The organism is Azospirillum largimobile, from assembly GCF_977007025.2.
Window position 1 is genome coordinate 449,990 of the sequence record NZ_CDRMUA020000004.1, and the last position, 22,877, is coordinate 472,866.

19 protein-coding genes are annotated in these 22,877 nt (G+C 65.5%); 8 read left to right on the forward strand and 11 right to left on the reverse strand.

Features of this window, described 5'->3' with window-relative positions; all coding sequences use genetic code 11:
- Nucleotides 1-227: 227 nt before the first annotated feature.
- Genes ACWPKK_RS23565 through ACWPKK_RS23575 form a run of 3 tightly spaced genes read right to left on the reverse strand, consistent with a single transcriptional unit; the run spans nt 228 to nt 3,989 of the window.
- Complete coding sequence (locus ACWPKK_RS23565; RefSeq protein ID WP_452007609.1) at nt 228-695, reverse strand: DUF6262 family protein; 468 nt, start codon at nt 693-695, stop codon at nt 228-230.
- Entirely contained in the window at nt 619-2,808 is a 2,190-nt protein-coding gene (locus ACWPKK_RS23570) for a tyrosine-type recombinase/integrase (protein ID WP_452005820.1), read from the reverse strand. Before ACWPKK_RS23570 ends, ACWPKK_RS23565 begins: the two co-directional genes overlap by 77 nt.
- On the reverse strand, nt 2,799-3,989 hold the full coding sequence (locus tag ACWPKK_RS23575) for a tyrosine-type recombinase/integrase (protein ID WP_452005818.1): 1,191 nt from the start codon (nt 3,987-3,989) through the stop codon (nt 2,799-2,801). The genes ACWPKK_RS23570 and ACWPKK_RS23575 overlap by 10 nt, the downstream gene beginning before the upstream one ends.
- A 407-nt stretch (nt 3,990-4,396) precedes the next feature.
- Here ACWPKK_RS23575 and ACWPKK_RS23580 point away from each other — a divergent pair, with 407 nt between their 5' ends.
- From ACWPKK_RS23580 to ACWPKK_RS23590, 3 genes are all read left to right on the forward strand, one after another.
- Nucleotides 4,397-5,086 (forward strand): MOSC domain-containing protein, encoded by a 690-nt coding sequence (locus ACWPKK_RS23580; protein ID WP_452009114.1) that lies wholly within the window; start codon nt 4,397-4,399, stop codon nt 5,084-5,086.
- A gap of 109 nt (nt 5,087-5,195) precedes the next feature.
- On the forward strand, nt 5,196-5,816 hold the full coding sequence (locus ACWPKK_RS23585) for an N-acetyltransferase family protein (RefSeq protein ID WP_452009646.1): 621 nt from the start codon (nt 5,196-5,198) through the stop codon (nt 5,814-5,816).
- 68 nt (nt 5,817-5,884) lie between these two features.
- Nucleotides 5,885-8,221, forward strand: a complete 2,337-nt coding sequence (locus ACWPKK_RS23590; protein WP_452009116.1) for an Orn/Lys/Arg family decarboxylase — start codon at nt 5,885-5,887, stop codon at nt 8,219-8,221.
- 11 nt (nt 8,222-8,232) lie between these two features.
- Here ACWPKK_RS23590 and ACWPKK_RS23595 read toward each other — a convergent pair whose 3' ends face one another.
- On the reverse strand, nt 8,233-8,550 hold the full coding sequence (locus ACWPKK_RS23595) for a type II toxin-antitoxin system RelE/ParE family toxin (protein WP_452009119.1): 318 nt from the start codon (nt 8,548-8,550) through the stop codon (nt 8,233-8,235).
- Nucleotides 8,540-8,830, reverse strand: coding sequence for a type II toxin-antitoxin system ParD family antitoxin (locus ACWPKK_RS23600; protein ID WP_452009121.1), 291 nt, complete (start codon nt 8,828-8,830; stop codon nt 8,540-8,542). The genes ACWPKK_RS23595 and ACWPKK_RS23600 overlap by 11 nt, the downstream gene beginning before the upstream one ends.
- 577 nt (nt 8,831-9,407) lie before the next feature.
- Here ACWPKK_RS23600 and ACWPKK_RS23605 point away from each other — a divergent pair.
- The 3 genes from ACWPKK_RS23605 to ACWPKK_RS23615 all read left to right on the forward strand — a co-directional run bounded on the left by ACWPKK_RS23605 (nt 9,408) and on the right by ACWPKK_RS23615 (nt 13,984).
- Nucleotides 9,408-10,682: a dicarboxylate/amino acid:cation symporter gene (locus ACWPKK_RS23605; protein ID WP_452009124.1), complete on the forward strand. Its 1,275-nt coding sequence runs from the start codon at nt 9,408-9,410 to the stop codon at nt 10,680-10,682.
- A gap of 120 nt (nt 10,683-10,802) precedes the next feature.
- Nucleotides 10,803-12,656 (forward strand): sensor histidine kinase, encoded by a 1,854-nt coding sequence (locus ACWPKK_RS23610; RefSeq protein ID WP_452009127.1) that lies wholly within the window; start codon nt 10,803-10,805, stop codon nt 12,654-12,656.
- Nucleotides 12,629-13,984, forward strand: coding sequence for a sigma-54-dependent transcriptional regulator (locus ACWPKK_RS23615; RefSeq protein ID WP_452009129.1), 1,356 nt, complete (start codon nt 12,629-12,631; stop codon nt 13,982-13,984). Before ACWPKK_RS23610 ends, ACWPKK_RS23615 begins: the two co-directional genes overlap by 28 nt.
- 146 nt (nt 13,985-14,130) lie before the next feature.
- Here ACWPKK_RS23615 and ACWPKK_RS23620 read toward each other — a convergent pair whose 3' ends face one another.
- The 6 genes from ACWPKK_RS23620 to ACWPKK_RS23645 form a co-directional block, all read right to left on the reverse strand.
- Entirely contained in the window at nt 14,131-14,667 is a 537-nt protein-coding gene (locus tag ACWPKK_RS23620; protein WP_452009131.1) for an HD domain-containing protein, read from the reverse strand.
- A gap of 183 nt (nt 14,668-14,850) precedes the next feature.
- Nucleotides 14,851-15,285 carry a hypothetical protein gene (locus ACWPKK_RS23625; protein ID WP_452009134.1) on the reverse strand — a complete coding sequence of 145 codons (435 nt, stop codon included), beginning with the start codon at nt 15,283-15,285 and terminating at the stop codon, nt 14,851-14,853.
- Between the two features lie 142 nt (nt 15,286-15,427).
- Entirely contained in the window at nt 15,428-16,327 is a 900-nt protein-coding gene (locus tag ACWPKK_RS23630; RefSeq protein ID WP_452009137.1) for a LysR family transcriptional regulator, read from the reverse strand.
- 183 nt (nt 16,328-16,510) lie between these two features.
- Entirely contained in the window at nt 16,511-16,753 is a 243-nt protein-coding gene (locus ACWPKK_RS23635) for a hydrogenase maturation nickel metallochaperone HypA/HybF (protein ID WP_452009140.1), read from the reverse strand.
- Nucleotides 16,754-16,930: 177 nt separating this feature from the next.
- Nucleotides 16,931-19,102 (reverse strand): formate dehydrogenase subunit alpha, encoded by a 2,172-nt coding sequence (gene fdhF / locus ACWPKK_RS23640; protein ID WP_452009143.1) that lies wholly within the window; start codon nt 19,100-19,102, stop codon nt 16,931-16,933.
- Nucleotides 19,103-19,161: 59 nt separating this feature from the next.
- Nucleotides 19,162-19,704 carry a 4Fe-4S dicluster domain-containing protein gene (locus ACWPKK_RS23645; RefSeq protein ID WP_452009146.1) on the reverse strand — a complete coding sequence of 181 codons (543 nt, stop codon included), beginning with the start codon at nt 19,702-19,704 and terminating at the stop codon, nt 19,162-19,164.
- Nucleotides 19,705-20,249: 545 nt separating this feature from the next.
- Between ACWPKK_RS23645 and ACWPKK_RS23650 the strand changes: the two genes are divergently transcribed.
- Complete coding sequence (locus tag ACWPKK_RS23650; RefSeq protein WP_452009149.1) at nt 20,250-20,843, forward strand: 4Fe-4S dicluster domain-containing protein; 594 nt, start codon at nt 20,250-20,252, stop codon at nt 20,841-20,843.
- Nucleotides 20,840-22,867, forward strand: a complete 2,028-nt coding sequence (gene hyfB, locus ACWPKK_RS23655) for a hydrogenase 4 subunit B (RefSeq protein WP_452009152.1) — start codon at nt 20,840-20,842, stop codon at nt 22,865-22,867. Before ACWPKK_RS23650 ends, hyfB begins: the two co-directional genes overlap by 4 nt.
- Nucleotides 22,868-22,877: the final 10 nt, after the last annotated feature.

The following is a 22,877-nucleotide window of genomic DNA, read 5'->3' on the forward strand; positions in this document are numbered from 1 at the left end:
CCTGTAGGAAGTGCACTGATGTGGCTGAAATTCAGGGTCTAACACGCAGTTGACATGTCCACTTAGCAGGATGGTTAGCAATAAAGAGGGTATTTGAACGCCGTACTTGAGCGGGTTTCAGGAGTTGGTTTAGCCTCGTATTGCGGTACAGGCTGGGGAGCCGATGGCCGCCGCCGAACTTGAAACTGTCCTGGGGTGCGCTACGGCGGCCCCAGGCTCGGCGCTCATCAGCCGTCGTTCCGGATCAGCCGTCCGCGCAATTCCAGCAGTTCTGCCAAGGCGCGCTGATGCCGTTGGCGCCATTCCTCGGCCTCGCCCAGGGCTCTTTCGTAGCGGCGCTCCAGCGCAGTCTTCTGCTTGCGGAGTTCCGTGGCCTCCTCTTCCAAGCGCGTGATCTTGTTGCGCAACGCCGCCTCGATGGTGGCCGAGCGGCGGGCGGTGCGCATTGGCACCGGTTCGCCCTCCATCTCGATGCGCCGGCTATGCGTCGCTGTCCGCAGCTGCTCGATGTCTGCCTTGAAGTTCTGGTAAAGGTATTCGCGGCTGACGCCGGCTTTCTCGGCGATGATCTTGAAGGTGATCGCCTCGCCGGCGTGCCGCATGTCCTGGATGGCGGCCTCAACGGCCCGGCGCTTGCGGATGCGCTTCTCCTCCGTTGCTGCCCGTAGGCCGCTGGTATTTGTGGGTGTCGCCACGGTAGCTGCCTTCTGCCTTGATGGTCGCGATGATGGTGGTGAGGTTTATGAACAGAGCTTGGTTGTGCGCCAGCCGCTTTTCGCCAATCTCCGCCATGCGAGTCCGTCCCTGCTCGCGGTATTTGGCAACCTCCTGCTTCAAACGGGCGATGGTGTCGGTAATGGCCGCGTACTCCTGGTCGAAGAAAGCCAGTTGATCGACGTCTGCGCGGAAATGGATGCAAGTCATGCAGGCGCGGTTGTGCTCGCACCATTCGCCCAGTTGGCCAGGTAGGGAGCACAGGCCGCCAGGCACATCCACGGCCAGCGTGGCATCCCGGCGCACGGCAAGGGCCGCCATCTTGTTGTCCACTTGGCCCTTGATGTCGATGAATCGGCCGCCGCCCTTCTCCAACAAGGCCTTCTTTTTCAGGTGCAGGCGGCGGTTGATGTAAACCATCGTCATGTCGGCGGAGCCATGGCCCAGTTCCATCTGGATCAGCGCAATGTCATGGCCTTGCAGCGCCAGTTCGGTGCCATGAAAGTGCCGCAAGCCATGCCAACCGAACTCCCAAAAAACTCCATCCTTGGTGCGGATGCCTTCCGTAAGCATCCATTTCTTGATGGCATCGCGTGTATAGTCGCCGGTCAGGGTCGTTTCGCCGTCGCCGGTTCGTGTCGGAAACAAATACTTTGTCTCATGCTCCCACTGCTGGCGCACCTCGGTCTGCTGCTCGCGAATGGTCATGATTACAAGCGCGTGGGCGGCGTCTTCCCTCAGAAGAGGCTTGGTGTTCCAGCGTTGCACCTTGGATTGGTAGAACGTCAGAATCATAAAGCGTGGATCGTCAGGATCGTCCTTCAGGCAGTCGAAGTCGAGGGCGTGAAGATCTGCACTCCGCATGCCGGTGTAGCGGCCAAGAATGAGAAGGCGCTTCAGGACAGGGTCGAGACTGTCGAGCTTCTGGAACATCTGCTCGATAATATCATCGGGTATGGTGCGCTCCGTCACCTTCAACTGATAGCCACGTCCTCCAGGCCACATGCCTTCGACACGGCGGAGATCGCGCTTGTCCAGCATGAGGTTTGGCCAACCGCGGTCGGCCAAGTAACAGGAGGCGTAGCGAACGAGATTGCAGACGTCGGCGTACCAGTTCTTGCCGACGCACTTGCGGGTATTCCCCCAATTCAGGAAGCGCTCCCTAATAAAGGACTCGGTAACGTGCTCGATTTGAGGATCGGCATGCTCTTCACGTAAGCAGGTTTCAAGCAATTGAAGGCGTGAAATGAACCCCGGCAATGATGTTGGGCGAAGTTCCTGGTGATTGATCTTGCTGAGAATGAAATGGCGAGCGGCATGGCGTAGCCAATCCAACCGGAATCCGTAAAAATGAATGTAGGATTCTCTTCGCGGGGCCTCGGCAATCTCCTCTTCGGGGTAGAGATCCCGCATAAGAATAAGATCACGCCGCTCCAGAAGCTTCATCCGCTCCCGCAGCAGCACCAAGATAAAGGTCAGCTCGTTGGCGGGCATGCTGTTTTGGCAGCGGTAGTTATGTCGAATGATAACGCGAGAACCGCTTTCATCACGTGTAATGATTTCCGGAGTGTCAATTGTCGTGCTCAACCCAACTTCGTTCAACCAAAGTTCCATACTATTCCGAAGCGGAGAGCTTCCATTTCCCGCTCCAAACTCTATAGGATGTCCGTAGTCAATCAGCCGGGGCAAGGCCGTGGGATTGGCAGAAAGCTGATGGCAGAAGGCAATGAGCCGAACCGTACGGCAGTGTGGCTCACGGGAACGATGCTGGGGCCGGGCTAGTCGCCAAGCAAAGAAAGCCTTCAGTTCAGTCCGAAATGGTTCAGGAACGATGGTGAAATCATAACCAATTCCACGCAGAAAAACGTCGGATAAGATTTGATCTGCGCTCGGCCGGATGGAAATCCCCTTTGCCCTCGAGTCGCTTCTACTATAAAGGTGTGATGTCTCGTCAATGCCATAAGCCTCTTTTAGCGTCTGGAACCCCCAGCGATCCCGGTCGAGGAGAGCAGGGGAGATGGAAGCGATCACAGCCCGCAAACCGCCGAGGTAGGCGTCTGCCGGCGGATTGACGTGGACGGCGGTCAGAGCCATTTTACTGCTCCTTCGGTCAGCGCTCGGCGCCGAAGGGGATCCAGCTTGTCTGCCAACTCCTCATGGCTGCGCAGATAAAGCTTGCGATACTCGACGTTGAACAGGTGCTTGTAGATGTCGTTCGTCGTTTGCGGACTGGCGTGCCCGAGGCGATCGGCGACGTCGAGCAGGCTATAGCCCTGGGCAATGGCTTCGCTCGCGTGCGAGTGCCGGAACATGTGCCAAGTGAACGCGATACCCGACTTGCCGATCAGACGGTCCTGGATGTCGTAAGCGTTGGCCTCCGTGAGGCCGCGGCCGATCCGTCCACCCTGCACGTTGCAGAACACGTAGTCGGTGCCGGTCTCGAACGCCGGCAGGTACTCGTCGCTGGCCAGGTAGTCCTCGTACAGGCGCAGGATGAAGCCGGGAACCGGGATGGGGCGGGGCTTGCCGTTCTTGACCCGGGCACCGTTTTCCAGGGTCCGTGGCGTCACCCAGATGACGTTCTCGTCGAGCCGGATGTCTTCGTGGTGGAGCCCGCGCGCCTCGCCGATCCGCATGCCGGTCGTGTACAGGAGAACCACCAAGAAGGCATCGCGGGCCAAGGTGGCCGCCTCGATGATCCGCAAGACCTGTTCGGGCCGCAGCCGGGCATCGGCCGCCCGTTTGGCGGCGGCAGCCTTGACGGTCCGGTCGGCCCGGCGCTCCGACCGGCGCTGCGCCTTGCGGCCGGAAATGTGGTGGAGGAACGGCCGGTAGCTGTCCAAGGCATCGTAGGCCCGGTGGCGTTCGGCCTCAGCGAAGACCGCTGAACTCTGCCGCTGGTCCAGGAACTGATAGAAGCCCTTGATGGAAAACAAGACTTGGTTGTGCAAGCTGGCGGAGCCGGCATGGCGTTCCTGATGCAATGGCACAATTCGAGCGTGGGCGGAAGCCTGGCTGCTACCATATCGAACCGCTGTCATGAGGAAACGGTCGAATTCTGGAGCCGTCAACTGCGCGAAGCTCTTACCCAAGGCTCCGAGATGATTTCCCAACTGCACGACATGACGGGCGTAGTGTCGGACGGTGCTGGGCGCATAGCGGCGTGCCTCCAGGAACAGCACAAAGTCGCGGATTTCCGGAACCACCACACCGTGGTCGTCGAAAGCTGTCCAACTGACCAAGCCCGAAGGCATCACGATACGCTGAAGGTGCATGACGCACCTGACACGTTGTTGACAGCCTCAGGGTAAGCCTGTCAGCAACAGGGATCAAACGCGCAGAGTGGTTAGGTATCTGACGTTCCTGACATGAGCAATCCTCCTACAGGTATTTCCATAACGGCAGTTATGTGTTTTTGGTGTGTAGGCGCGATGTCAAAATGTCAGTCCCTCGCAACATAGAAGTGTCAGGTTCCATTTCGACGGCAGCGGGACTCCGCTCCCTGCCGCCGATGCAGACGAGCCATGACCTCCGGCGCCGCACGGCCACCTTCACGCTCGAATCCGGAAGCTGATAAGGAAGAGACTGCACAGCGCCGGAACGGCGAGACGATGAGACCGGAGACGCCCGTGACGTTCAATGCCGCGACCGCCCCGCATTCCGATCCTGCGAGGGCCGGCGAATGACCGCGCCCGCAACGCTGAAGGCCGTGCTGATCGGCAAGGCGGTCCCGTTCGGCAAGCCGGGAGCGCTCAGCGCCATCGGCAAGCAGCCGGTCGACGCCGCCCTCGCCATCGGGCCGGCCGGGCTTGCCGGCGACGAGCAGGCCGATCTCCGCAATCACGGCGGCCCGGACAAGGCCGTGCACCATTACCCGTTCGATCATTACGCAGCGTGGCGCACCGACCTGCCCTCTCCCGCTCCCCTGCTGGAATCCGTCGGAGCCTTCGGCGAGAATCTGTCGACGCTGGGACTGACCGAGGATGAGGTCTGCGTCGGCGACGTGTTCCGCATCGGAACGGCGATGCTGCAGGTCAGTCAGGGCCGCCAGCCCTGCTGGAAGCTGAACCACCGCTTCGGCGTGACGGACATGGCCCGACGGGTGCAGGCCACTGGCCGGACCGGCTGGTATTATCGGGTGCTGGAACCGGGCATGGCCGCCGCCGGTGACAGTGTCGCACTGGTCGAGCGCCCCCTGCCCGACTGGCCGCTGAGCCGCATTCTGCGTGCCTTCTACCACGACACCGGCGATGTCCGGACTTTGGCGGGCATCGCGGAGCTGGAGCCGCTCGCCCCCGGCTGGCGCGATCTGGCCCGGCGGCGGGTGGAGAGCGGCCGGGTAGAGGACTGGAAATCGCGTTTGGGAGAGTAGGCGGTCAAACCGCCGGACGTCATACGCCTGTCATGGAGCTGCTGTAGCGTTGCGCGCGGGCGCGGGGTCGTGCCGACGCTGCTTGCCAGGGGAAGCTCCCGTGTACGACATGTCCACACCGAACGCCAATCCGGCGACCGATCAGGCCGCAACCTTCCCCATCGCGGCACCCGGCGCGCTGCCGGTGCGCATCCGCAATTCGGCGGAAACGGATGTGCCGGCGATGCTGGACATCTACAGCTACCATATCCAGCGGGGGCTCGGGCCCTACGACATCGAGCCCCCGCATCCGGAAGAACTGAAGCGCCGCCGCAAGGCGATGCTGAAGCGCCGGCTGCCGCATCTGGTCGCGGATGTTAACGGGCTGGTCGTCGGCTATGCCTATGCCGCCCCCTTCCGCAAGCGGCCGGCCTACCGCTACACCGTTGAACACTCGATCTACATCCACAAGGACCATCAGGGGCGCGGCATCGGCCGGCTTCTGCTGCCGGCGCTGATCGAGGCCTGCACCGCCTCCGGCTGCCGCCAGATGATCGCCGTGGTCGACAGCGCCAATGTGCCGTCGCTACGGTTGCATGAGGCCTGCGGCTTCGTCCAGGCCGGCATCCTGCGCAACGTCGGCTTCAAGTTCGGACGCTGGACCGACAGCGTCTTCCTTCAGCGCGCCCTGGGGGCCGCCGACGGCGAGCCGCCGCATGACTATCGCGGCACCTGGACGGCGGCCGAATAATCGCCCTCGCCTGCCCCACCTCCGCATTTCCTTTCATTCTCCTCCCTGCCCTTCCGGAGACCCGTCGCATGGATTTCTTCCGCCGCTTCAACTTCCTGGTCTGCGCCCCCGCCTTCGAGGTGGACGAGTTGGAGGGCATGCGGCTTCAGCAGATCCTGTCGGAAGTGGAGCGGATGGGCTTCGAGGTGGTCCGCGCCCGCCGGGTCGAGGATGCCGAACTCGCCATCCGCACCGACGCCGCCATCGGCTGCATGATCGTCGACTGGGGCAAACGCGGCGCCGACGGCAAGCAGGCCTCGCTGATCGCCTTCGCCCGCCAGCGCGGGCTGGAAATGCCCATCATCCTGCTGGTCCGCCGCCAGCGGCTGGAGAACATCCCGGTCGACGTGCTGAACCAGGTCGACGGCTACATCTTCCTGGCGGAAGAGACGCCGGAATTCATCGCCAAGAATCTGGTCAGCCGGCTGAAGCAATATGCCGACACGCTGAAGACCCCATTCTTCGGTGCGCTGGTCGATTACGCGGAGGAGGGCAACCAGCTCTGGACCTGCCCCGGCCACAATGGCGGCATCTTCTACAGCCGCAGCCCGATCGGCCGCATCTTCGTCGAACATCTGGGCGAGGCGGTGTTCCGCGACGACATCGACAATTCGGTGCTGGAGATGGGCGACCTGCTGGTGCATGAGGGACCGGCGCTCCAGGCCCAGAAGGAAGCCGCCCGCATCTTCGGGGCGGAGCGCACCTATTTCGTGCTGAACGGCACCTCGGCGTCGAACAAGATCGTGCTGTCGGCGCTGGTCGCCGAAGACGACCTCGTGCTGTTCGACCGCAACAACCACAAGGCCGCCCATCACGGCAGCCTGTTCCTGGGCGGCGGCATCCCGATCTTCCTGGAGACGGAGCGCAACGCCCACGGCCTGATCGGTCCGATCGACCCGCGGGCGCTGGACGAGGAGGTGATCCGCGAGCGCATCCGCCGCAACCCGCTGGTCAAGGACCCCGACGCCTGGAAGCGCGAGCGCCCCTTCCGCGCTGCGGTGATCCAGCAGTGCAGCTATGACGGCACCATCTACAACGCCCAGATGATGCTGGAGCGGATCGGCAAGCTCTGCGACTACATCCTGTTCGACGAGGCCTGGGCGGGATTCCTGAAGTTCCACCCGCTGTTCAAGGGCCATTTCGCCATGGGGCTGGAAGGGCTGCATGACGGCCATCCCGGCATCATCGCCACCCAGTCCACCCACAAGCAGCTGGCCAGCTTCTCGCAGGCCTCCCAGATCCATGTGAAGGACAACCACATCAAGGGCCAGCGCCGCCGGGTGGAGCATCGCCGCTTCAACGAGACCTTCCTGCTGCACGCCTCGACCTCGCCCTTCTACCCGCTGTTCGCCTCGCTGGACGTCGGCGCGCAGATGATGAAGGGGCGGTCGGGCGAGATCCTGTGGGACGACACGATCCGCCTGGGCATCGAGCTGCGCAAGAAGATCCGCGCCATCCGCCGCGAGTTCGAAGAGCGCGAGAGCGATCCGGCCAAGCGCTGGTTCTTCGATCCCTTCGTGCCCGATCGCGTCAGCCGCAACGGCGTCGAGACCGCGTGGGAGGAGGTGCCGACCGACGAACTGGCGACCGACGTGCGGCATTGGGAATTCGCCCCCGGCGCCGATTGGCACGGCTTCCAGCATGTGGAGCCGGGCTATGCCATGACCGACCCCAACAAGCTGACCCTGCTGACTCCCGGCTTCGACCGTCACAGCGGTGCCTATGGCGACCACGGCATTCCGGCCCCGGTGGTGGCGCAGTATCTGCGCGAGAACCGCATCGTGCCGGAGAAGAACGACCTCAACTCCCTGCTGTTCCTGCTGACGCCGGGGGTGGAATCGAGCAAGGCCGGCACGCTGCTGAGCGGCCTGGTCGCCTTCAAGCGGCTGCACGACGACAATGCCCCGCTGGAGGACGTCATCCCCGAATTCGTCGCCAAGCGGCGCGCCCATTACCTGGGCCGACGCCTGCGCGACCTGTGCGCGGAGATGCACGCCTTCTACCGCGAGAAGAACACCAGCGCCCTGCAGCGCGCCATCTTCCGGCCGGAGCATCTGCCGACCATGGCGATGCCGCCGCGCGAGGCGACGCGCCATCTGGTGCGCAACGACGTGGATTACCTGCCCATCGACGAGATCGCCGGCCGCATCGCCACCACGCTGTGGGTCGTCTACCCGCCGGGAATCGCCACCATCGTCCCCGGCGAACGGCTGGATGCGCGGGCCAAGCCGATGATCGACTACCTGAAGGTCTTCCAGGAGAGCGCGAACCGCTTCCCCGGCTTCGACAACGAAATCCAGGGACTGTACCGGGAGACCGACGCCAACGGCGTGATTCGCTACTTCACCTATGTGGTGAGGGAGTAGGGGATGCTCCCTTACCCCTCGTCCACGGGAAGGGCCAAGGCGCCGGTGAGGTCGCGCCCCCCATACAACACCCGCAAAATGGTCACCATACGGCCTTGAACATGGAATGCGACCGCAACGCGGCGTTCGAAGCCTATGATGCGCAAGCCGGACCGCACGTCTTCGCGGAGAGTGCCGCGTTGCGGAAAGATTGCGAGGCGCATGCAATGCCGCTCAATACGTTCGAGATAGGCAAGCGCACGCGCCTCCCCTGCCTGTTCGGCGACATGGTCGTATAAGTCCAGCAAGTCGCTTTGCGCTTCCGGGCTGAATTGGACGCTATAGTTCACGCGGTCCCTTTTTCACGCGGTCGGCATGGCGAGCGCGGATGGTGGCGAAGACCTCAGCGGCCGGAAGGGCGCGGGAGGGGTCGCTCTGCATGGAATCGTAGGTTTGCGCAACCTCGCTCTGCAACCAACGCTCTACCGCTGCGTCGCGCTCCTGCAGCGCTCGCAGCCCTGCGCGCACAACCTCGCTGCCGGATGCGTAAGCCCCCGACGCCACCAGGGCATCAATATATCCGGCCTGTTCGGAAGGAAGGCTGAACGTTCGCTTTTCCGCAGAGGACATCGCAGTTTCCTCCTTCTGGATGATCAAAAGAAGGGTATGAAGATTTCATACCGCAGTCAAGGTTGGGGCACTTTCCTCCAGCAGTCCGCCAACCTGGGCTTCAAGTTGTGGATGAGCATGCGATTCCAGCTCCATCCCCCATCCGGATTTCCGAACGCCAAATGCAGGCTGCGTTCGGAAATCCGAACGGCCGCGGCTCTGACCAACGACGGAACCTCATAGTTCCAACAGCTTAGCCGGCTGCTTGCCGCTGCTCCCCAGTGGCACGCCGGTTGCTCCTTACGGGTCGCGTCCCGCGCAGGCGGGGCGGACTCATCAGATCAGGGGAGCGAAGCGTCCGATGCCTGCCACGACGCGCACCGAACACGACCTGCCGGGCGACCGCGAGGCTCCGGCCGACGTCTGTCATGGCGGCCGAACTCCGCGCGCTGTCGAGAATTTCCCGATCATCACCGGCTGACCGTTCCGCCACCCGGCCCCCATTCCGGTCCCGCGAGGGGCTTGGAAAGCCGGTACCCAATCGACCGTTACCCCGGCCGGCGCGTGAAGCGGGCGGGAAAGGTGAGGTAGTAGGACCATGAACAAACAGACGACGCTGATCATCGTCGCCATGCTGCTGGGCATCGTTACAGGCTATGTCTGCAACAGCATGTTCGACCCGGCCGCCGCCAAGAACATCGCCAGCTATTTCGCGATGGTGACGGACATCTTCCTGCGCCTGATCAAGATGATCATCGCGCCCCTCATCTTCTCCACCCTGGTCGCGGGCTTGGCCGGCATGAGCGACGCCCGCACCGTGGGCCGCATCGGCGGCAAGGCGGTCGGCTGGTTCCTGATGGCCTCCTTCGCCTCGCTGTTCATCGGGCTGGTCTTCGCCAACCTGCTGCAGCCGGGCGCCAATGTCGGCGTGCCGCTGCCCGATGCGGCGGCCAGCGCCGGGCTGAAGACCTCGGCCCTGAACCTGAAGGATTTCCTGACCCACGTCTTCCCGCGCAACTTCTTCGAGGCGATGGCGAACAACGAGATCCTGCAGATCCTGATCTTCTCGATCTTCGTCGGCCTCGCCATCGGCCAGCTGCGCGACACCAAGGCCGGCCTGCTCGCCCGCTCGATCGAAGAGGTCGTGCCGGTGATGCTGAAGGTCACCGACTATGTCATGCGCTTCGCCCCCATCGGCGTCTTCGCCGCCGTCGCCAACGTGGTGACGACCCAGGGGCTGGGCGTGCTGGCGGTCTACGGCAAGTTCATGGGCAGCTTCTACCTGACGCTGGCGGTGCTGTGGGCGACGCTGATCTTCGCCGGCTTCGTCGTGCTGAAGGGCGACGTGTTCCGCTTGGTGAAGACCATGCGCCAGCCGATGCTGCTGGGCTTCTCCACCGCGTCCAGCGAGTCCGCCTATCCGCGCGTGATGGAAGGGCTGAAGGAGTTCGGCGTGAAGGAGCGGGTGACCGGCTTCGTCCTGCCGCTCGGCTATTCCTTCAACCTCGACGGCTCGATGATCTACACGACCTTCGCGTCGCTGTTCATCGCCCAGGCCTATGGCATCCCGCTGACGCTGGAACAGCAGATCGTCATGCTGCTGGTTCTGATGGTGTCGAGCAAGGGCATCGCCGGCGTGCCGCGGTCCTCGCTGGTCGTCGTCGCCGCCGTGCTGCCGATGTTCAACCTTCCGGAGGCCGGCGTGCTGCTGATCATGGGCATCGACCACTTCCTCGACATGGGCCGCACCGCCACCAACGTGCTGGGCAACGCCATCGCCACCACGGTCGTCGCCAAGTGGGAGGACGCCATCGGCGAGGAGGACGAGGAGGAGGCCGACGCGCCCCTGCCCGCCCCTGCCGCGGCGGAGTAAGCGGGACGTCGATCCACAGGGTGCGGTCCACGAAGGCGGGCGGGCAATGGGCGGGGGGCTTCTGCTATGATACGGCGGTCGCCATTCCCGTCCCCGCCCCCGCCCCTGCCCGCCTTTTTCATGCCCGCCTTCTTCCTGTACGGCGCACGCCGCCTCCGCACCATCGGTCTTCTCCTGCCGGTCATGGCCGGGCTGGCCCTGCTCGCCGGACTGGCGGGGTTCCGCATCAGCGAGGGGATGGGGCTTGCCGCCCTGCAGGAGACCGGACGCCACCGGCTCGATCTCTATGCCGAGAGCCTGGAGCGGGAGATCGACAAATACGCCTATTTCCCCGCCACGCTGGGGCTGGAGCGCGACGTCCTCGACCTCGTGACCGGACGCGCACCGCTGGCCTGGGGGCTGAACCGCTATCTGGAGCGACTGAACGAGCGGGCCGGCACCCTGTCGATCTATGTGCTGAACCGCCAGGGCCGGGTGGTGGCCGCCAGCAACTGGAACCGCCCCGACAGCTTCATCGGCGAGGATCTGTCCTACCGCCCCTATTTCATCGAGGCTGCTGCCGGCCGCCAGGGCCGTCTCTTCGGCGTCGGCACCACGCGGGGGGAAGCGGGCTATTACCTGTCCTCTCCGCTGGCAGAGGACGGCGCCATCGTCGGCGTGGCGGTGGTGAAGGTCAGCCTGGAACAGCTGGAACAGTCCTGGTCGACGGTGGAGGCGCCGGTCCTGGTCAGCGACGAGAACGGCGTGGTCATCCTCGCCTCGGTCCCCTCCTGGAAATTCACCACCCTGCGGGCGATGGACGAGCCGACGCGCCGGCATTTCGATCGGACCCTGCAATACAACGCCCGCCCGCTGCCGCCGCTGGGCCTGTCGTCGCTGGACCGGATCGGCCGGGATGCGGAACTGGTCCAGCTCACCCGCCCGGCGGATGGGGAGGCGGAAGCGGCGGTCTTCCCGGTCAGCGGCAGCTTCCTGGCGCAGACGGCACCTCTGCACGGCACGGGATGGACGATGACCGTGCTGTCGCCGGCCTCGGACATCACCGGCATGGCCTGGACCCGCGCGGCGCTGGCGGCGGTCGGCAGCGCCTTCCTCGGCATCCTGCTGCTGATGTGGGTGCAGCGCCGCGGCCATCTGCGCGAGCTGGAACGCAAGGTGGAGGAGCGCACGCGCAACCTGCGCGCCGCCCAGGACGAGCTTGTCCATGCCGGCAAGCTGGCCGTGATCGGCCAGCTGTCCGCCGGGCTGGCGCATGAACTGAACCAGCCGCTGGCAGCCCTGCGCACCCTGTCCGGCAATACGGTCAAGTTCCTCCAGCGCGGCAACCTGGACGCGGCCCGGGGCAATCTGGAACGTATCGCCCAACTGGTGGACAGCATGGGCGCCCTGACCAGCCAGCTGAAATCCTTCGCCCGCAAATCCTCGGGCGCCCCCCGCCCGGTGGCGGTGCGGCGGCCGATTGACAACGCGCTGTTCCTGCTGGAGCAGCGGCTGCGACGCTCCGGCGTCGCCGTGACGGTCGATGTGCCGGAGGACGTGGCGGCGCTGTGCGATCCCAACCGGCTGGAGCAGGTGGTGGTCAACCTGGTCGCCAACGGCCTCGACGCGCTTGCCGGGCGGACGGGCTCCAAACTGACCCTCACCGCGCGGACGGATGACGGCCGGACGCGCATCCAGGTGGCGGACAATGGCCCCGGCCTGTCCGAGAAGGTCCTGCCCCGCCTGTTCGAGCCCTTCTTCACCACCAAGGAGGCGGCGAAGGACGGGAGCAGGGAGGGCAGCGGCGGACTCGGCTTGGGGCTTGCCATCTCCGCCGGGATCGTGCGTGACTTCGGCGGCGCCCTGACCGGGGCGAACGGTGCCGATGGCGGAGCAGTCTTCACCATCGATCTTCCCGCCGCCGACCTGTCCAACGACCCGACCGCCTTCCAGGCCGGAGACCTCGTATGCCCGACTCTGCCTCCGCCGCCCTGACGGTTCCGCCCCTGAAGGTCCTGATCGTCGAGGACGACCCGAACGTCAGCCTGGGTTGCCAGCAGGCCCTGGAGCTGGAGGATATCCCGACCGAGGCGGTGGACAGCGCGGAGAAGGCGCGGCGGCTGGTGGCGGACGGCTTTCCCGGTGTGGTCGTCACCGACATCCGCCTGCCGGGCATGGACGGGATGGAACTGCTCTCGACTCTCCTCGCCGCCGATCCCGACCTTCCGGTGGTGCTGATGACCGGCCACGGCGACGTGTCGATGGCGGTGCAGGCGATGAAGCTCGGCGCCCACGACTTCATCGAGAAGCCCTTCTCCCCCGACTATCTGGTCGAGGTGGTGCGGCGCGCGCTGGAGAAGCGGAGGCTGACGCTGGAGGTGCGCGACCTGCGCGCCCGGCTGCAGAACCGCGACAGCATCGAAGCGCGGCTGGTCGGCGGATCACCGCAGATGGAGCGGGTGCGCCGGCTGATCGGCGAGCTGGCGAACTCCGCCGCCGACGTGCTGATCCATGGCGAGACGGGGTCCGGCAAGGAACTGGCGGCGCGCTGCCTGCACGAAGCCAGCCAGCGCCGCGCCGGCAACTTCGTCGCGATCAATTGCGGCGGCCTGCCGGAAAGCCTGATCGACAGTGAGATCTTCGGACATGAAGCCGGGGCCTTCACCGGGGCCGGCAAGCGCCGGATCGGCAAGGTGGAGCATGCCAACGGTGGCACGCTGTTCCTCGACGAGATCGAAAGCATGCCGATGCCGGTGCAGATCAAGTTCCTGCGCGTCCTTCAGGAACGCACGCTGGAACGGCTGGGCTCCAACACGCCGGTCCATGTCGACTGCCGGGTGATCGCCGCCACCAAGGTGGATTTGCGCGAGTTGGCCGACCGCGGGCAGTTCCGCGCCGACCTCTATTACCGGCTGAACGTCGCCAACCTGCCGCTGCCGCCGTTGCGCGAACGGCGCGAGGACATCCCGCTGCTGTTCGAGCAGTTCATCCTGCAAGCGGCAGCCCGCCACGGCCGCCCGGTGCCGCCGCCGGATGCGGAGCGGATGCGCCGGCTGATGGCCTATGACTGGCCCGGCAATGTGCGCGAGTTGCACAACGTCGCCGACCGCTGCGTGCTGGGCATCGAACAGGGCTTCCCGCCATTCGCCACCGCCCATCCGGCGACCGCCCGGCCGCTGGCCGAAACGGTCGAGGCCTTCGAACGCGCGCTGATCGCCGACACGCTGCGCCGCACCGGCCACAGCCTTGCCCGTGCAGCGGAGGAGTTGCAGATCGCAAAGACCACGCTGCACGACAAGATCAGGAAATATGGGCTGTCCTAACCGCTGCGTAGTTTATGAAGCCCTTCTCCCCTTGCGGGAGAAGGGTTGGGATGAGGGGGGTGGCGGCCGCAGGCCGTTGGAAATCAAACTTGCGCCCCCTCACCCCAACCCCTCTCCCGCAAGGGGAGAGGGGCTAGAACTCTCGGTCAGCGGGAGGCGCCTGCCAGGGCGGTGGCGTAGCGTTCGGCCAGCAGCGGGCTGGCGGCGGCGCATGCCTCCGCGACGAGGCGGGAGCCTTCGACATAGGCGTCCGCGCGCTCCACGCTCCAGGACAGCGGGCGTTCCACCGCCAGCGCCTTGAGGATCGAGATCTGCTCGGCCAGCTTGATGCGTTTGGCCCCATCGGGCGCCGCGGCGAGACGGGCGGCCTGGATCGCCTTGCGCTCGGCGATCGCCCGGCCGACATCCTCCGGCGCATCGCTGACTGCCGCCACGAGGTCGGCGACCTCCGGGCCGAAGCGGTCCTCAAGTTCGGCGATGGTGGTCAGCCCGTCCTCGACCGCATCATGGAGCCAGGCGGCGGCAATTTCCGCCGGAGTGCCGCCGGCCTGCGCCACCAGTTCGGCTGTTTCCGACAGGTGCGAGACGAAGGGCGTGCGCGCCCGGTCGGGGCGGAAGGTGCCCTCGTGCAGGGCTGCCGCATGGCGCAGCGCCGCGGTGATCAGTTCATGGTTTTCAGACATCTGGTCTCCTCCGTGCCGCGGGCGGGCGGCGAAATCGCCGTGATCCGCCCTGGCGGCTACAGTGCGCCGATATCCCGCCGCGGGGGCTTCGCTGCGGGGAGAGGCGGCTGCAGGGTCTCTTGCGGTCCGATCAGGCGCGCGTGCCACCGGCACGCATCTGGCAACGCATGCCACCGGCACGCATCAGGCGGCGCGTGCCATCGGCAGGCGGCGGCAGCCCATCTCGAACGCGTGCAGCCGGGTCCGAAGATGGTCGGCCGTGGCGCGGTCGAAGTCCAGAACCTCGGCCGGCGGCAGATCGCCGCGGATCCGCATGTGGATGGCGGCCTTGCCGTCATGGGTCAGATGCAGGTCGAAACTGCCGACCAGCCGGTGCAGCCCCTCGCCCTCGTCTTCGCCATGATGCGCGCGGTAGAGCAGTTGCGCCCCGCCGTCACGCTCCACCAGCTCGACGGTGCCCACATCGGCCATGCGCCGTGCAAGCGCGTCCGCTTCACTGTGCAGGCGGGCGACCACCTGGGCGAAGGCGGCATGGACATCGGCACCCAGCGGCTCGTGGTCGAGCGCGCGCTGGGCCGGGGCGACCGACCAGCGGTGCGACGAACTATCGGTGTTCATTGGAAAAAGCACTCCTCGGGGGGAGGCGTGGACGGGCCGATCCCGGCGCGTCTCCCGTCCGTTTCCTTACCATGCTGCATCGCAGCACAGGGGCGCGACAAATCGTCAAGTGGTATGACCACTTGGCAAGGCTGCCCTGTGATCAGGCCGCCATCGCCAGTTCCGGGGCGAGCCGGCGCGCGTCGGCGATCAGCGCCGCGGTCAGCGGCGGCTGAGGATCCCGGCGGGCGACCACGAGTCCGATCAGGGTGGACAGCTCCGGCGCCACGATGGGAATCGCTCGGATGGCCGGCGGCAACAGCAGCGAATCCGCCATGATCCGCGGCATGATCGTCGACCACATGCCGGTGCAGAGGTGGTTGGTCAGCACGACGATGGAGTTGGATTCCAGCATCGGTTCGGCATGCACCCCCGCCTCGGCAAAGGCGCGGTCGATGATGCGGCGATTCTGCATGTTGGCGTTCAGCAGGCAGAGCGGCACGGTCGCCGCCTCCTCCCAGGTGACGCTGTCGCGTTTGCCGAACGGGCCGTCCACCGAGGTGATCAGGTGATAGCGCTCGTGATAGAGCGGCACCTCGTCGACATTGCCGAGCGGTTCGTTGTCGAGATAGGTGATGCCGGCCTCCGCCTCCAGATTCTCCAGCCGCGACAGGATCTCGGTGGAGCTGTGGGAGGCGATGGTGATCTTGATGCCGGGATGCATCGACCAGACGGTGGCGGTCAGCCGCTGGACCATGGGCAGCGCCGTCGGCACCACCACCAGCCGCAGCGTGCCGGTCAGCCCCTGCTTCATCGTCTCCACATCGGCGCGCATCGCCTTGTAGTCGCCGACGATGCGCCGCGCCCATTCCAGCACCCGCTCCCCCTCCGGGGTGAAGCCGATGAAGCGGGCGCCGCGGTCGACCAGGGGCACGCCCATGGTCGATTCCAGCTGCTTGATCGCCGCGGACAGGTTCGGCTGCGAAACGCCACAGACCTGCGCCGCGCGGCCGAAATGCTTTTCAGTGGCCAGCGCGATCAGAAATTCCAGCTTTTCCTGCATGCCGGGGCTCCTCCCACATCGGGCGCAGCGTAAATCGGGTGCCCGCTGCCAGGGCGCACTGCACGCGGGAACTTATCGATCACGACCCGGGCAATATCATTGATGCGAGTCACGGTTTTCTGTCGCGGCGCGGCCTGCCGCAGCGGCAAAGGGACGCATCGTTGGCGCACGAAGGGTTCACGGTCACGACACCTCCATCTCCAGCAGCCCGAATCCATCGCCGGGCGGCTGGTCGATCCGCAGCTCCGCGCCCTCCAGGAAGGTGTCGCGGCTGAGCAGGTCGAATGCATGGCGCAGGGCGTCCGGCTGCACCCGGCTGGTCCGGCCGACCGACAGGCTGACGCGGACCACCCGGTCGAAGGGGTTGGCGTCCCGCACCTTCATCGCCTGTTCCAGCAGGGATTGGCAGAGTGCGATCTCATGCATGGGATTGGGTCCTGTAAGAGCCCTCTCCCGCCCCGGGAGAGGGAGGGGACCCACGAAGTGGGGAGGGTGAGGGGCAGCGCAAGAATCCCAAGCCGCATGGTTCCTTGCACTCTCCCTTACCCTTCCCAAGCTGCGCTTGGGCCCCTTCCCTCTCCCGGGACGGGAGAGGGAGAAACATCACGCGTAGGCCGGGGCCTTCTTCGCCGCACGGGTCACCGCGTTGCTGAGGCCGCCCTTCAGCTTCGCGTATTCCTGCTGGACATAATTCTCGGCCCAGACCTGATCGGCGATCGCCTCCACCCGGACGGCGGCGTATTTGTATTCCGGCGTCTTGGCGATGGGATCGACGGCGTGGATGGTCAGCTCGTTGCAGGCGCCGATCCACCACTGGTAGGTCATGTAGACGGCCCCCTTGTTGGTGCGGTCGGTCACGCTGGCGCGGCTGATCACCTTGCCGCGGCGCGACGACACCCAGACCAGTTCCTGGTCGCGGATGCCCAGGGCCTTGGCGTCCTTCGGGTTAATGGTGACATAGCCGGGCTCGTCGGCCAGCGTCTGCAGGGCGGCGCAGTTGCCGGTCATCGAACGGCAGGAGTAATGGCCGACCTCGCGCACCGTGCAGAGGATCAGCGGGAACTCCTCGTTCAGCTGGTCCTGCGGCGGACGCCATTCGGTGGCGAACAGCAGGCCCTTGCCGCCCGGCCGCTGGAAGACATTGCCCTCATAGAGATACTTGGAACCGGGCGAATCGAGGTCGCGGCACGGCCATGGCACGGCGCCCAGCCCTTCCATCTTCTCGTAGGTGACGCCGTAGAAGATCGGGCAAAGCTCGCGCAGCTCGTCCCAGATCTCCTTGGTGTTGTTGTAATGCATGGGATAGCCCATCGCCGTGGCGAGCAGGCTGATGATCTCCCAGTCGTGCTTGACGTCGCCCTTGGCGTCCACCGCCTTGGTGAAGCGCTGGAAGCTGCGGTCGGCGGCGCTGAACACGCCCTCATGCTCGCCCCAGGAGGTCGCCGGCAGGATCAGGTCGGCGAACATCGCCGTCTTCGTCATGAAGATGTCCTGGACGATGACGAACTCCATCGCCTCGAAGCCCTTGCGCACCTGGGTCAGGTCCGGCTCGGTCTGGGCCGGGTCCTCGCCCATGATGTACATGGCCTTCAGCTTGCCGGTCTCCGCCAGATGCGGCACGTCGGTCAGGCGGCAGCCGATCTGGTCGGGAAGCGATTCGACACCCCAGGCCTTGGCGAACTTCGCGCGGATCTCCGGATCGGTGACCTTCTGGTAGCCGGGGAACTCGGTCGGCAGCACACCCATGTCGCAGCTGCCCTGCACGTTGTTCTGGCCGCGCACCGGGCCGACGCCGACATTCGGGCGGCCGAGATTTCCGGTCAGCAGCGCCAGCCCCGACAGCCCCTTCACCACATCGACGCCCTGGCCCCACTGGGTGACGCCCATGCCCCATAGGATGGTGGCGGAGGGTGCCGCGGCGTAGATGCGCATCGCCTCGCGGATGTCGGCAGCGCGTAGGCCGGTGATCGCCTCGGCGTATTCGGGGGTGTATTTGTCGACGATCTTCTTGTACTCGTCGAAGCCCTCGGTGTGGTTGGCGACATACTCCTTGTTGTAGAGCCCTTCATTGATCAGGACATTGGCGAAGGCGTTGACCAGCGCCATGTTGGAGCCGTTGTTCAGCGGCAGCCACAGGTCGGCAAGGCGTGCAGTCTCGATCTTGCGCGGATCGCAGACGATGATCTTGGCGCCGCGTTCCTTGGCCTTGATGATGCGCTTGGCGATCACCGGATGGCTGTCGGCGACGTTGTAGCCGAAGACGAGGACGCATTTGGTGTGCTCGATCTCGGGGATCGAGTTGCTCATGGCGCCATTGCCCAGCGTCACCTGCAATCCCGCGACCGACGGGCCGTGGCAGACGCGCGCGCAGTTGTCGACATTGTTGGTGCCGAGAACCGCGCGGGTGAATTTCTGCATCACATAGTTGGTCTCGTTGCCGGTGCCGCGCGACGAGCCGGTGGTCATGATCGAATCGGGACCGTACTTGGCCTTGATCTCGCCCAGCTTGGTCGCGGCGTACTGGATCGCCTCGTCCCACGACACCGCCTCGAAGGCCGCATCGCGGCTGCGGCGCAACATCGGGTTGCGCAGGCGCGGAGTCAGGATCTTGGTGTCGTTGATGAAGTCGTAGCCGAAATAGCCCTTGAGGCAGAGCTCTCCTTCATTGGTGACGCCGTTGAGGGGTTCGGCACCGACGACCTTCCCGCCCTCGACCAGCAGATTCAGTTTGCAGCCCGTACCGCAGTAGGGGCAGACCGCCATATGCTTTTCCATCTCGACCTCGGTGTTCGCTCGATTGTGCCGGCTGTGCATCAGCCGCAGTGATGGGAGGGTCAGGCCGCGATTTCGGCGGCTTCCAATGCGGCGCGCTCGCGCCGGCGGCGCAAGGTCTCGTCCATCGCGTCCCGGTCCATCAGCGTCAGGGCGTTGGTCGGGCAGACCGACACGCAGGCCGGGCCGGCGGCGCGGTCGACGCACAGGTCGCATTTGTGCGCCTGCGCCTTGACGCCCAGGCTGAGCGTCATGCCGGCGAACTGACGGACCGCCGGGATGGTCACCACGTCCATGGCACCGAAGGGGCAGGCCAGCACGCAGTTCTTGCAGCCCAGGCAGCGCTCCTGCTCCACCTGCACGCTGTGCTGGCGATAGACGATGGCGTTGTTGGGGCAGGCGTTGACGCAGGGCGCGTCCTCGCAATGGCGGCACATCACGGCGGTGCTGACGTCGGCCGTCTTCACCATGCGGATGCGCGGCTTGAAGGTCTCCGGCGCCAGCCCTTCGACGCCCGCACCATCGGAATGGGCAAGCGCACAGGCGACCTCGCATGTCCGGCAACCGATGCACTTGCTTGGGTTTGCAGTGACGAATCTGTTCATTCCCGTCGTCCTTGTTTGCAGCCGGAGGGGGCCGTCGGACGGCTCCGCCCCGGCATCGCTTCACTGTTCCCTGGCGTTACGCGCCGGTTCACCCCGATGGGCACCGGTGGCTTCACGTCCGATCGAAATCGCTTATCGCCCGATCTTTAAAAGTAATCGATGCCGATAAGCCGATCCTATCGAGTATCTTCTCTTTCTTATCGGAGTTTCCGGGGAGGCCTTCTGCAGTTAAATTGCCCCATGACTTCCTGTCTTTGTGCCGCGCACCTTATACCCACTTTTTTTATGTGTCTAGTTGACATCGCATAACTCAGGGGAATAGCGTAGCGAAGTCGATGACGGTCATCACCGTGACGGTCATTTGACAAAGATTCGCAACAGCTGGCTCTCCTTCTGCCGCACCGCATGTGAAAACAGGCGGCCGCGGGGGCGTGCGCGAGCCAATACTGTCTTCTTATTGGCCGATCAGGATTCTTTATCGGGAGTCTTCCCAATCCCGATCAGGCCGAGTCGACGCACCCGCCCGGGAAGCCGGAGGTCTGAACATGAATCGCTTCGTTATCGCGGAACCGAGAAAATGCATCGGGTGCAACACCTGCATGGCGGCCTGCACCGAGGCACACAAGAAACAGGGGCTGCAGGCGCACCCCCGGCTGACCGTCATGCGGATCGGCGACGACACCGGCCCCGTCCTCTGCCACCAGTGCGAGGATGCGCCCTGTGCCCGCGTCTGTCCGGTCGACGCCATCACCCATGCCGCCGACGCCATCCTGCTGGATGAGCAGGCCTGTATCGGCTGCAAGATGTGCGCGCTGGCCTGCCCCTTCGGCGCCATCACGCCCAGCGGCACCGGAATCGCGGGCGTCGCCGGCATCGCCACCGCCACGCCCAGCCATTCGGCGGCTCTCGATCCGCTGCTGGCCTGGGACATTGGCGTGCGCAGCGTGGCGGTGAAATGCGACCTCTGCGCCTTTTCCGGCGACGGGCCGGCCTGCGTGCGCGTGTGCCCGACCGCCGCCCTTTACGCGGCAGACGCCGACGCCACCCGCCAGGCTGCCGCCGTCAAGCGCAGGCTGGCCGCGGCGGCACCGGTCAGTCTTGAAACGCCGCTCGCCTCGCTGGAGGGGCTGGACCCATGATTCCACTCTCCCTGCTCATCATGTCGCTGCTGCTGTCCTGCGGCGGCGCCATCCTCTGCCTCCTCCTGAAGCATCGCGAGGGGGACATCCGTCTTGGCGGCAGCGGCGTCGGCATCGCCGCGGCGTTGGCCGGGCTCGGCGCCGGGCTGACGGCCATCGCCGCCGACCAGCCGGCCGTGCTCGACGCCGCCGGCCCCTACCCCTTCGCCCATTTCATCCTGCGGCTCGACCCGCTGGCCGGCCTGATGATCGCGGTCATCTCCCTGCTGTCGCTGGTCGCCTGGATCTACGGCTTCGCCTATGTGCGCGAGTATGCCGGGCGCGGCATCGGGGCGATGGGCTTCTTCATGAACGCCTTCATCGCGTCGATGATGCTGGTGGTGGCGGCCGACAACGCCTTCTGGTTCCTCATCTTCTTCGAGATGATGTCGCTGGCCTCTTATTTCCTGGTCATCTTCGACCAGGATGACGAGGCGGTGGGCGCCGGCTTCCTCTATTTCCTGGTCGCCCATGGCGGCTCGGTGCTGATCATGGCCGCCTTCTTCCTGATGGCGAACCAGGCCGGCAGCTTCGATTTCGCCGCCTTCCGCGCCCATCCGCTGCCGGCCCCGCTGGATAGCGTCGCCTTCCTGCTGGCCTTCATCGGCTTCGGTGCCAAGGCCGGCATGATCCCGCTGCACATCTGGCTGCCGCGCGCCCATCCGGCCGCCCCGTCGCACGCCTCGGCACTGATGTCGGGCGTGATGATCAAGATCGGCGTCTTCGGCATCGTGAAGGTCGGCATCGACCTGCTGGGCGCCAGCGCCGGGCCGGCGATGCTGGGCTGGGGCCTGCTGGTGCTCGCCTTCGGCGCCGTGTCCTCGGTGCTGGGCGTCGTCTATGCCCTGGCCGAGCACGACATCAAGAAGCTGCTCGCCTACCACTCGGTCGAGAATATCGGGATCATCCTGCTCGGCGTCGGCACCGGCATGATCGGCATGGCGCTGCACCAGCCGGTGCTGGCGGTGCTGGGCCTGATGGCCGGCCTCTATCACCTGCTGAACCATGCGGTGTTCAAGGGGCTGCTGTTCCTGGGCGCCGGCTCCGCCATCTTCCGCATGCACAGCAAGGACATGGAGGAGATGGGCGGGCTGGCCCGCAACATGCCCTGGACCGCCCTGTCCTTCCTGGTCGGCGCCCTGGCCATCTCGGCGATCCCGCCGCTGAACGGCTTCGTGTCGGAATGGTACACCTATCAGGCGCTGTTCGCCGCGGCGCTGGACGGCACCCCGCTGGTGAAGTTCGCCGCCCCCGTCGCCGCCGTCATGCTGGCGCTGACCGGCGCGCTTGCCGTGATGTGCTTCGTCAAGGCCTACGGCATCATGTTCGCCGGTGCGCCGCGCAGCCATCATGCGGAGGAGGCGCGCGAGGCGCCGGCCGCGATGGTCGCGGGCATGGCGGTGCTGGCCGTCGCCTGCGTGGCGCTCGGCCTGCTGGCCCCGCTGGTGGCGCCGGTGATGGGCCGCATCGCGGCGGCGACCATCGGCACCGCTCCGGTGACACTGGCGGTCGGCACCACCCTGCTGCCGGGCGACGCCCAGCAGGCCACGCTCTCCACCCCGCTGATCGCCATCCTGCTGATCGCCATGGCCTTCCTGCCCATCGCGCTGAAGGCGGCCTTTGCCGCCAAGCGCGGCGGCGACCGCAAGGTGGCGGCGCCCTGGGCGGCCGGCTATCTGCCGGACCACCACATGCCCGCCACCGCCGGCAGCTTCGCCCAGCCGATCCGCATGTTCTTCGCCCCGCTCTACACAATGCGCCGCTCGATCGCCGGGCGCTGGACCGGCGTCGCACACGGCTTCGAGCGGGTGGTCACGCTGGCACGGCGCACCGAACCGCTGGCCGACCGCAGCGTCATCGCCCCGATCACCGGCGCGGTCGATGCAAGCGGCAAGTGGCTGCAGGTCATCCAGGCCGGCGATTTCCGGATCTACTGCCTCTACATCGTCGCGGCGCTGATCGCGCTGCTGGCGCTGGCCGTCTGACGGGAGGACG

What these genes read in the sequence shown, in the direction of transcription:
- ACWPKK_RS23615 (WP_452009129.1), top strand. Translation starts at nt 12,629, where the DNA reads ATGCCCGACTCTGCCTCCGCCGCCCTGACGGTTCCGCCCCTGAAGGTC.
- ACWPKK_RS23605 (WP_452009124.1), top strand. Translation starts at nt 9,408, where the DNA reads ATGAACAAACAGACGACGCTGATCATCGTCGCCATGCTGCTGGGCATC.
- ACWPKK_RS23585 (WP_452009646.1), top strand. Translation starts at nt 5,196, where the DNA reads ATGTCCACACCGAACGCCAATCCGGCGACCGATCAGGCCGCAACCTTC.
- ACWPKK_RS23625 (WP_452009134.1), bottom strand. Translation starts at nt 15,285, where the DNA reads ATGAACACCGATAGTTCGTCGCACCGCTGGTCGGTCGCCCCGGCCCAG.
- ACWPKK_RS23600 (WP_452009121.1), bottom strand. Translation starts at nt 8,830, where the DNA reads ATGTCCTCTGCGGAAAAGCGAACGTTCAGCCTTCCTTCCGAACAGGCC.
- ACWPKK_RS23645 (WP_452009146.1), bottom strand. Translation starts at nt 19,704, where the DNA reads ATGAACAGATTCGTCACTGCAAACCCAAGCAAGTGCATCGGTTGCCGG.
- ACWPKK_RS23580 (WP_452009114.1), top strand. Translation starts at nt 4,397, where the DNA reads ATGACCGCGCCCGCAACGCTGAAGGCCGTGCTGATCGGCAAGGCGGTC.
- ACWPKK_RS23610 (WP_452009127.1), top strand. Translation starts at nt 10,803, where the DNA reads ATGCCCGCCTTCTTCCTGTACGGCGCACGCCGCCTCCGCACCATCGGT.
- ACWPKK_RS23575 (WP_452005818.1), bottom strand. Translation starts at nt 3,989, where the DNA reads ATGCACCTTCAGCGTATCGTGATGCCTTCGGGCTTGGTCAGTTGGACA.
- ACWPKK_RS23635 (WP_452009140.1), bottom strand. Translation starts at nt 16,753, where the DNA reads ATGCATGAGATCGCACTCTGCCAATCCCTGCTGGAACAGGCGATGAAG.
- ACWPKK_RS23630 (WP_452009137.1), bottom strand. Translation starts at nt 16,327, where the DNA reads ATGCAGGAAAAGCTGGAATTTCTGATCGCGCTGGCCACTGAAAAGCAT.
- ACWPKK_RS23590 (WP_452009116.1), top strand. Translation starts at nt 5,885, where the DNA reads ATGGATTTCTTCCGCCGCTTCAACTTCCTGGTCTGCGCCCCCGCCTTC.
- fdhF (WP_452009143.1), bottom strand. Translation starts at nt 19,102, where the DNA reads ATGGAAAAGCATATGGCGGTCTGCCCCTACTGCGGTACGGGCTGCAAA.
- hyfB (WP_452009152.1), top strand. Translation starts at nt 20,840, where the DNA reads ATGATTCCACTCTCCCTGCTCATCATGTCGCTGCTGCTGTCCTGCGGC.
- ACWPKK_RS23650 (WP_452009149.1), top strand. Translation starts at nt 20,250, where the DNA reads ATGAATCGCTTCGTTATCGCGGAACCGAGAAAATGCATCGGGTGCAAC.
- ACWPKK_RS23570 (WP_452005820.1), bottom strand. Translation starts at nt 2,808, where the DNA reads ATGGCTCTGACCGCCGTCCACGTCAATCCGCCGGCAGACGCCTACCTC.
- ACWPKK_RS23620 (WP_452009131.1), bottom strand. Translation starts at nt 14,667, where the DNA reads ATGTCTGAAAACCATGAACTGATCACCGCGGCGCTGCGCCATGCGGCA.